Genomic DNA, 9,539 nt, shown 5'->3' with positions numbered 1-9,539 from the left:
ACCAAATTCAACAGCGCAACGCATGCTCACCAGCGCGATTTATTAAAGAATTTCAGAAAAAAGCCCAGCCAAAAACAGCTGGGCTTAAAGTGATTCAATTATTCGTGGTTTTCAACAGCTTCTTGCAAGCTGGCGAAGAATTCTTGGAAGTCTTGGCTTTCAGTCTTCTTCGAGCCGTAGCGGCGGACCGTTACCGAACCTTCTTCAATTTCCTTGTCCCCAAAGACAAGTTGGAATGGAATCTTATGGGTTTGGGCTTCACGGATCTTGTAGCCCATTTTTTCATTGCGGTCATCAACCTTCACGCGGAAGCCTTTTGCCTTCATTTGGTCAGCAATCTTGTAGACATAGTCAGCGTGGGCATCTTCGTTAACTGGGATCAGAACAGCTTGGGTTGGCGCTAACCAAGTTGGGAAGGCCCCCTTGTATTCTTCGATCAGGTAGGCAACGAAGCGTTCCATGGTTGAGATGACACCCCGGTGGATAACAACGGGACGGTGGGTATTTTGTCCGTCTTCACCCACATAAGTGATGTTGAAGCGTTCAGGTAAGAGGAAGTCCAATTGAACCGTTGACAGGGTTTCTTCTGTCCCTAGGGCGGTCTTGGTTTGAACGTCTAGTTTAGGCCCGTAGAAGGCTGCTTCCCCTTCTGCTTCGAAGTAGTCTAAGCCTAAGTCATCCATCGCTTCCTTCAACATAGTCTGTGCCTTTTCCCACATTTCATCGTCATCGAAGTATTTATCGGTGTCGTTAGGGTCGCGGTAGGACAGACGGAAGCGGTAGTCGGTGATGTGGAAGTCTTCGTAAACTTCACGGATGAGCTTGAGGACGCGGGTGAATTCATCCTTGATTTGGTCTGGACGAACAAAGATGTGGGCGTCGTTCAAGGTCATTTCACGGACACGTTGGAGCCCAGATAGAGACCCGGATTTTTCATAGCGGTGCATCATCCCAAGTTCTGCGATCCGGATAGGGAGTTCGCGGTAGGAGTGGATATGGTTTTGGTAAACTTCCATGTGGTGGGGGCAGTTCATTGGGCGGAGCACTAATTGTTCGCCGTCGCCCATATCCATTGGTGGGAACATGTCATCACGGTAGTGGTCCCAGTGACCTGACTTCTTGTAGAGGTCGACATTGGCCATGATTGGCGTATAAACATGTTCGTAGCCTTGAGCCACTTCCTTGTCCACAATGTAGCGTTCGAGAATACGGCGGATAGTTGCCCCTTCAGGTAACCAGAAAGGTAGGCCTTGACCCACTTCAGGGGAGACTAAGAAGAGGTCTAATTCCTTACCTAGTTTCCGATGGTCGCGTTCCTTGGCTTCTTCCCGACGTTTGAGGTCAGCTTTCAGATCTTTTTCATTGAAGTAGGCCGTCCCATAAACCCGTTGCATCATTGGACGGTCAGAGTCTCCGCGCCAGTAAGCGCCGGCTAATGATAACAATTGGAAGTGCTTGATATAGCCGGTTGATGGCACGTGGCCGCCGCGGCAGAGGTCGGTAAATTCCCCTTGGCTGTAGATGGTAATCTTCTCATCTTCAGGAAGGTCGTGGATTAATTCAAGCTTGTAAGGGTCTTCCTTGAAGATTTCCTTGGCTTCTTCCCGGCTCACTTCGCGGCCTTCGATTGGGAAGTCTTCTTGGACAATCTTTTCCATTTCTGCTTGGATGGCTGGCAGGTCTTCTTCCTTGACTTGTTGGCCTTCCCCATTGTCGGTGTCATAGTAGAAACCATTCTCAATAGCAGGACCTACACCGAAGTGGATGTTTGGATAGATCCGGCGCAGGGCTTGGGCTAATAAGTGGGCGCTGGAGTGGCGCAAGATTTCCAAGGCTTCCTCTTCATTGGACTTAGGATCGATCAATTCAATCGCCCCAGCCTCTTCGATGGGATCATCTAGGCCCTTCAACTGACCATCTAATTTATAAGCCAAAACGCGTTTAGCCAAGCTGTTGGAAATAGATTTGGCTACTTCGCGGCCCGTAACGCCTGCGTTGAATTCTTTCACCGCACCATCTGGGAATGTAATTTGCATGGTTATCCTCCTTAAAAAATAAAAAAGCCCTAACTGAAGTTTCCTTCAATTAGGGACGTGATCTTAATCAATACGTGGTTCCACCCAATTTTTGCCTATTTAGGCACTCGTTCATGACCGATATCGGGGTTCACCGTTCAACTTCAATCATTGAAAGCCTCCGGAGTGGTCGCCATCTCTGTTTGCGGATCTTCCACCAAACAATCCGTCTCTAGCATTCAAACAAAAACTTTGTCTCCATCACTGGCGCTTAACTAGTCTAACCCTATTAAAGCACTATTCAGATGAAAAAGCAAGTCAAGCTTTTCAAAAAAGCTGACTGGAGCTCACCCTGCATCTATCAGCTAGCCTTTTGCCTTGGGAGGCTTTGAGGACAAACTGAAGGACGCCATCTGTATTCAGGAGCTTTGAGGGCAAGTCGGAAGCTGGAATTTGCATTCAGCTGTTCTGAGGACAAACTGAAGAGTGCAATTTGCATTCAGCTGTTCCGAGCGCAAACTCAAAAGTGCCATTTGCATTCAACAGTTCTGAGCGCAAACTCAAGCGTGCCATTTGCATTCAGCTGTTCTGTGCGCAAACTCAAACAGCTATTTAATAAATTCATTCCTAAGCCCCAAAGTTGACGGCCGCTAGGTGAAGGACCTGGGCTCAATCCGATAGATCCTTTGCCAAAGATTCTACTTGCCTGAACTTACCTCCTTTTTTCCTTGAACTTCCGGCTAAGAAGGTACTAAACACCAGTAATTAAACAATAATTTTTATAACAGTTCGTTTGTGAGCTGGAGTGGAGCTTTGAATTTGATCGTTAGCCATGACTCTATAACGATTAAATTCAAAAGCGAAACGGAGGATCACTGCACAACGTTATAAAGATCAAAATAAAAAGCCTGGGCAAGGAGCCCAAGCTTTGCTGGTGTTTAACGAATTATTGAACGCGTGAACCGTCTGAGTATTCACCGTCTTCGTGTGCACGACGACGTTCTTCAGCAGCTTTACGTTGGTCTTCGTTTTGTTTACGTTCCCATTCACCGCGAGTTACAACGTCGTTAACGTTCATGTTAACTTCAACAACTTTTAAGCCAGTCATCTTGTCAACATTTTCAGTAATTTTCTTGATTGCTGATTCGAAAGCAGCAGGAATGTCCTTGCCGTATTCAGCAATAACTTCTAAGTCTAAAGCAACTTCTTTTTTACCTACTTCAGCGCTAACGCCTCTTGTTTCGTCTTCGCCAGAGCCTGAGAAGAAGCCTTTAATACCAGAAGTGAAGCCACCTTGTAATTCAAGGATTCCTTCAACGCCTTGTACTGAATAGTTCGCGATTTTTTCGAGAACTTTGTCAGCGAAAGTTAATTCATTTTCGTGTTGTACTTGGTTTTGTTCATTAGCTTTTTGTTCTGCCATGATTATCATCCTCCAAAAATTTTATTACAATTGCTTGTACTCTAATCATACTGATTTCTCAAATTATTTCAAATAATATGCCTTCGAATTTTTATAAATTCTTGTCAAAATATTTACCAGCGTAAAAACCAGCTACCGCAAGGACGGCCACCAAAATAGCGGTCCCAATATTGCTTGCCAAACTGATGACAGTAAATAAGAAAGCTGCAGCGGTACAGATAATACGCCATCTATAGGCATACCATGACTCTGGTGGTTGTTTCATTGCAAGGCCTCCTCCTTTAACTATCTCACGCGTGGTGCATTCTGAGCTGCTTGAGCTTGAGCCGCGCGGGTATCAATTTGGTTAACTTTAACATTGACGGACCCTGGCTTGCCACCGAGTTTACGGCTAACTGCTGCTTCCACCTGTTCTTGGACAGCTTTAGCAATGGTCGCAACGGGTGCGTCTTGGCTAACATCTACGGTAACTTCCAGCTTGGTGTCCCCTGGATGATTGCCCATCTTAGCTTCAGCTTGTGGGTGCTTGACCGCATCAACTGAGCGCGCAGCATGTGTCGCAGCTGCTTCTGCTACTGTGTGGTCAACCCTAACCTCACCATGCTCAGTGTCCACTTGCAACCAGGCCTTCTTCGAGGTGGCAAAGCAAGCATAGAGCAGGAAGATGAGCGCAATTACAGCTACTATAGCCAAGACAATAGCAACCGTGGTGCTGACTTCCGGAATGCCTAAGACATAATAGGCAACAAATTCCGTCAAGTAAGGAATCGGATACAGCACAGCAATAGCTGCAAGCAAGGCTAAGATTGCAATTAAAGCACCTAGAACTTGGATGAATTTAACAAATCCGTTCATAGGAAGGCTCCCCCCTATTCATATTCAATTTAAAAAATAACAAGTATCTCTTATACCTTTAGATTAGCCTTTATTTCCCTCGAATGCAAATTATATGACTTTTAATCCAGAAAAAATCCTAGCTGTCCCTCAAATAAAACTCTCTAAAACAAATTGCATTTGTGAGCATCCGTTACGCTTCCGAAGTTGATCGTTAAATGTTCAGATGATCAACACGGCTGAAGCCGTCTTGTACTTTATCCGTAAGTCGCTAAAACGCCAACGGCTAAAGCATAGCACCGTCTCGAGCAGCTTCAGCTCTTGGAGCGAAGCGACTTAGAGATGAAGTTCAAGGCTGCGTCAGCAGCGTTGCTACCTTCTTCTCACCTAACAATTTTCAAAGGGCTCGTACGACTAAAGTCTACGAGCCCTAATTCAAATTGCTTACTTTTCATGGCTAACGATCACCTTCAACGCTTCACTCCTGCTCATAATCAAGCGCTCTGCCGACATTAAATTTGTCATCAGCTATGTAAAGTGAAAAAATAATTTAAAAGTCTCTCAACTAGACCCTTGATGTAGCCTAGTTGAGAGACTTTTTGTCAGCTAAAACATACAATAATGTTCTTAATCATGGCGGCGGTTGCGTCCACCAACTTCGATTTCTTCGGCCAGAAAGGCAATTCGTTCCATAATCCGGCCCGCCTTGACGGGTTCGATATCACCAGAATTAGTTCGCGCTAGGTGGGTCTCCAATTCTTCAAAGTTAAAGTTAGAAGAAAAGAAGGTGGGCAGCTGTTCGTTCATCCGGTACTGGAGGATAACTCCAAGGATGTCGTCCCTAAGCCAGGCGGAATTGCTCTCAGCTCCGATGTCATCCAGCATGAGGAGGGGCGCCTTCTGCAGGGCTTCCAGCTTGTCCTGAACAGTATTGCTAGCGATGCTCTGCTTGATCGACTGGGCAAACTGGGGGTAGTGGACTAGCGTCGTTTCATACCCCTTGTCTGCCAAGTCATTGGCAATGGCCGCAAGGAGGAAGGTCTTCCCCACCCCGAAGGCCCCGTGGAAATAGAGGCCCTTGTGAAAACGGTCGGGGGCCTTGAGATAGTCCGTAGTAAAGGTCAGCGCCCGGCTAGCCGCTTCCTGGCGGGCAGGGTCGTCGACGTCGAATTGGTCGAAATTCGCTTCACGCAGAGACTTGGGCAGGTCCACCAGGGTAATCCGGCGGTCGCGCTTGAGTTCCGCTTGCTTGGCCAAATAGTCCTCATTAGCCACATATTGGACATCAATATAGTTCACATTCATCTGCAATTGGGGGTGGAAATTAGGGATCTTGGGCTCATAGCCCGCTTGGATTCGCTTCTTTTCTTGGACGAATTCATAGATCTTGGACAGACTGCGCTGGATCATAGGCTCATCCACCTGGTCCTGGTGCTGGTCGATAAAGGCTTGGACATCGGGATCGCTGAGGGCCTCTGCTTGAATTTCCTTAAGTCTTTCTTTGTAATCCTTTTGCTCTAGGATTTTTTTGATTTCTGGTCCGATATTTTGCATCTTAACGATCCTCCTTGTGCCTTTGGGCGATTAGGTCGCGCAGGTTTTGAGACTGGTCCGTCGTTTGTTGGTTCGTTTGGTCAGCTGGCTTGGGCGCTTCTCCACCAGTTTTGAACCACTTGGGCTTGACCTCCTCGCGGCCTGAGCGTTTTTGATAATTTTTCTTTTGGTAGCGGGCTTGGCGTTGCTGCTGCATCCGCTTAATCTTGGCTTGTTTTTGATGGTCGAGGCGGCCGCGCAGGTAGAGCAAGGCGGCTTCGGGTGAATCCACCTTATGCTGGCTCCAATCATCTGCCGTGGCTTCTAACAAGGGGCGGCTCAAGCGGTCCTTGCCATCTTCCACTAGGTAATAGTGAATCATAACATTAAGAGTAGACGGATTGAGAATGCCCATCTGGAGGATGTCTCCAATAGCCTGGGTCTCATTCTTGGTCAAAAAGCCCCCCTGCTGGTCCTTGATCGACTTGGCAAAAGGCACTGAGGGATAATTGCGCAGGGTTGCTGTAAATTCCAGGTCCTCATCACTCAAGCCCTGTTCTTTCCAGAGCTTCTGGGCCTCTTCCTGGGCCTGGGCTTGAACTTCCTGCAATTCTTGGCTGCGTTCCTTGAGTGGGGCCTTGTTATCGGCCTCAGCCTGAGCCAGGGCAATGGCCTGGTACTTGTCCAGGTCAATCTTATTTTCCTTGATATCACAAGCTTCTAGGGCCATGCGCTGGAGGCTGACCTCATCGTAGCCAAAAATCTCATGGAGGGTCTGGGTCATATCGATCACTTCTTTAGTGAGCGCCTTCTCCCCCACAAAGCTGCCCTGGAGGAGTTCCTTGAAGGCCTGGAGATCGAACTTAGAGTTTTGGCCCAGGTCAAAATGCTTGTCCCCTTCATTGGTACGGACCAAGTGTTCCCTTGTCTCCTGACTGACCGGGTAGATAGCCTGGGGCAAGCGGTAGACATCACGGAAGGAAGCGGTCACTTCCCGCCAGTCCGCCTGCTCCAAAGCCTGGTAAGGCTGCCAGGAGAAGCGGTCAACCAAGCGGTGAAAGCGGTCCTCGCCCACATAATAAATGAGTAGGGATGACATCAGTGAATCTGTAAAGAATTTATCCGCCGGCAAGGGCGCCAACAAATCATAGCGGGTCTGGACCTGCTTGTCGGGATTCTGGTTGTGGAAGACTTGGACCAAGCCCAGGGCCTCCAGCCGCTGCCTCGCCCGGATATACTCTTCCTTGCCCATCACCAATTGCTCCATCAAGTCCGAGTGACGGAGAATCGAGGAGTGCCAGGCCCCTATTTCAATCTGGGCCCGCAAGCTCTGATAGAGGGCTGCGCTCTCCGCCCCCAGCATGGGCTGGTAGAGGTGAAGAAAAACAGCCATATCATTTTCCGAAAGCCATTCTTTCTGGTAGATGATAAGGCCGCTCTGTGGTTCTAAATTTTCCCATGGCATAAAGGCCAAATTAACACTCCCTTCTAGTCCGTGTCTCCATCCAAATCGAGGTTCTGCTGGCCCTCAACCTGTTTACGTTGCAATTGGCGGAGGGATTCAATCTCTTCTAAGAAGACAGTTGGATCTTCGAAACGGCGGTAGACACTCGCATAACGGATATAGGCCACTTCATCAATAGCAGGCAGGCGGTCCATGACCATCTCCCCAATATCTTGGGAGGAGACTTCATCATGGGGCCGGGCCCGCAACTCAGACTCAATCTCTGACACTAAGCGCTTCAAGTCCTCCAAGGCAACGGGTCGCTTCTCACAAGACCGGACCATGCCGCGCAGTAATTTCTCACGTGAGAATTCCTGGCGGTTACCGTCGCGCTTAATCACTAGTAGTGGCGGCTGTTCCACCCGCTCAAAGGTGGTAAAGCGGTAGTCGCAGGCCAAACAAGCCCGGCGACGGCGGATAGCACTCCCTTCCTCGGTGGGACGGCTATCCACCACTTTGGTATTATCATGATGGCATTTTGGGCATTGCATAAGATTCTCACCTATTTCTTTACAAGAAGGACGTTTTCATGCCTATTATAGCATAAGCCCAGCTATTCAGCGACAGGATTTGGCCTAAAACCGCTGATTCCTAGCCAAGCATCCAGCTGTTGGTAGGTATAGGACAGGTCTCTGCCATTATCGATCAAAATATCCGCCCACTCCGCCTTGCGTTCGATAGAGATCTGGGAACAAATCCGCTGGAAGGCCTCCCCTTCACTGAGCTGGTCGCGGGCCATCAAGCGTTCCAGTTGAACCGACTCGGAACAGTAGACCACCATCACCTGGTCACAGTCTTCCTGGTAGCCCTCTTCATAGAGCAAGGGAATGTCAAGAACGACTAACTCGTGCCCTGCAGCATCATAGGCTTGGGCCTCCTGGATGATCCACTGGCGGATATGGGGTTGGAGCAGCTGGTTCAGCTCTTGGCGGGCCCGGTCATCCGCAAAAATGAGCTGGCCTAATTTTTTCCGGTTAATGGTCTGGTTGGGAAAGATATAGTCCTCCCCAAAATGTTCCCGGATAGCTTCCAATCCTGGTTGGCCGGGTTCCACCACGGCCCGGCTGCCCAAGTCGGCATCGACAATGGGATAGCCTAGGGACTGGAAGTGCTTGCTGACCGAGCTCTTGCCCGTCGCAATAGATCCGGTTAATCCTAAATGAAATGTCATCTTATCTCCTTTCCTTCTTTAAGACTTGGCAGCGCGGACAAAAAGTGGTCCCTCTCTGCCCGACCTTGATCTTCTTCATCGGGGTCTGACAGCGGGGACAAGGCAGCCCTGCCCGTCCATAAGCATTGAGGGTCTGCTGGAAGCCCCCACTGTGACCTAGGGCATCGGTGTAGGACCGAATCGTTGTCCCACCCTTGGCCATGGCCTCTTCAATCACTTTCCCAGCATAATGGACTAAGCGGTTGGACTTAATCCTAGACACCGTATTGGCCGGCTGCTCAGGATGGAGGCGGGCCCGGTAGAGAATTTCGTCAGCATAGATATTGCCGATACCAGCCACCACATGTTGGTCCAAGAGTACCAATTTAATAGCCAACTTGCGCCGCTGTAGCTGCTGGTAAAAAGTATCGGCATCCAAATCCCAAGGTTCCGGTCCCAAGTTAAGCCGGGCTAATTCCTCATCCAATTGCGCCTTGGGAAACAGCCGGATACGACCAAACTTGCGCACATCATGGTAGCGCAAGTCGCGGCCATCATCGAGCTGGAGAACGAGGTGAGTGTGCTTATCCACGGCCTGGTCGCTAGGCAGGACCAGCCACTTGCCTTCCATCCGCAAGTGGCTAATCCAGGCCCATTCCCCCCAGTCAAAGATTAAATACTTGCCCCGGCGGCCTAAGCCTTCGAGGCGGAGGCCCAGCATAATCGTTTCAAATTCTTCAGGGCTGGGCTGGTCAATGATCTTGGGCCAGCTTAAGCTAAGCCCGGTCACCCTGGCTCCTAGCACTAAGTCTTCCAACCCCTGGCGGACACGGTCCACTTCAGGTAATTCTGGCATCTTTCATCCTCCCTTCATACGAAAACGAAAAGCCTGGCCGCAACGCTATTTGCGGCCAAGCATAAAGTAAGGGTGTGAGGGCTAGCGATAGAAATAGACCTCTGGAGCAAATAGCCAGAGAAGACCGAAAGTCTTCGGCGGCTATTTGTGAAGAGGAGATATTTCTGCTAGCCCGAACCCGACTATAGGTTGTGAGCAAGAGCGTTTAGCTTTGGATGCTTGGA

The 9,539-nt window shown here is 49.2% G+C and carries 9 protein-coding genes; all 9 read right to left on the bottom strand.

Annotated features, from left to right (window positions below):
• Window positions 1-98: 98 nt before the first annotated feature.
• Window positions 99-2,036, bottom strand: a complete 1,938-nt coding sequence (gene thrS, locus HMPREF3090_RS04045; RefSeq protein WP_067975305.1) for a threonine--tRNA ligase — start codon at window positions 2,034-2,036, stop codon at window positions 99-101.
• Between the two features lie 925 nt (window positions 2,037-2,961).
• Window positions 2,962-3,438, bottom strand: a complete 477-nt coding sequence (locus HMPREF3090_RS04040) for an Asp23/Gls24 family envelope stress response protein (protein ID WP_067975301.1) — start codon at window positions 3,436-3,438, stop codon at window positions 2,962-2,964.
• Between the two features lie 91 nt (window positions 3,439-3,529).
• Window positions 3,530-3,703 carry a DUF2273 domain-containing protein gene (locus tag HMPREF3090_RS09555; protein ID WP_083272369.1) on the bottom strand — a complete coding sequence of 58 codons (174 nt, stop codon included), beginning with the start codon at window positions 3,701-3,703 and terminating at the stop codon, window positions 3,530-3,532.
• Window positions 3,704-3,723: 20 nt separating this feature from the next.
• Window positions 3,724-4,293 (bottom strand): alkaline shock response membrane anchor protein AmaP, encoded by a 570-nt coding sequence (gene amaP / locus HMPREF3090_RS04035; RefSeq protein WP_070485982.1) that lies wholly within the window; start codon window positions 4,291-4,293, stop codon window positions 3,724-3,726.
• 606 nt (window positions 4,294-4,899) lie between these two features.
• Window positions 4,900-5,826, bottom strand: coding sequence for a primosomal protein DnaI (gene dnaI, locus HMPREF3090_RS04030; RefSeq protein ID WP_067975294.1), 927 nt, complete (start codon window positions 5,824-5,826; stop codon window positions 4,900-4,902).
• A 1-nt stretch (window position 5,827) separates the two neighbouring features.
• On the bottom strand, window positions 5,828-7,270 hold the full coding sequence (locus tag HMPREF3090_RS04025) for a DnaD domain protein (RefSeq protein WP_143485079.1): 1,443 nt from the start codon (window positions 7,268-7,270) through the stop codon (window positions 5,828-5,830).
• 23 nt (window positions 7,271-7,293) lie between these two features.
• Window positions 7,294-7,800 (bottom strand): transcriptional regulator NrdR, encoded by a 507-nt coding sequence (gene nrdR, locus HMPREF3090_RS04020; protein ID WP_067975287.1) that lies wholly within the window; start codon window positions 7,798-7,800, stop codon window positions 7,294-7,296.
• Between the two features lie 62 nt (window positions 7,801-7,862).
• On the bottom strand, window positions 7,863-8,480 hold the full coding sequence (coaE, locus tag HMPREF3090_RS04015) for a dephospho-CoA kinase (protein ID WP_070485978.1): 618 nt from the start codon (window positions 8,478-8,480) through the stop codon (window positions 7,863-7,865).
• A 1-nt stretch (window position 8,481) separates the two neighbouring features.
• Window positions 8,482-9,315 carry a bifunctional DNA-formamidopyrimidine glycosylase/DNA-(apurinic or apyrimidinic site) lyase gene (gene mutM, locus HMPREF3090_RS04010; RefSeq protein ID WP_067975283.1) on the bottom strand — a complete coding sequence of 278 codons (834 nt, stop codon included), beginning with the start codon at window positions 9,313-9,315 and terminating at the stop codon, window positions 8,482-8,484.
• Window positions 9,316-9,539 lie beyond the last annotated feature (224 nt).

It is taken from the genome of Aerococcus sp. HMSC23C02 (genome assembly GCF_001806805.1).
GTDB classification, from domain to species: domain Bacteria; phylum Bacillota; class Bacilli; order Lactobacillales; family Aerococcaceae; genus Aerococcus; species Aerococcus sanguinicola.
Note: the sequence above shows the minus strand (reverse complement) of the source record. Positions and strands in the feature narration are given on the sequence as shown.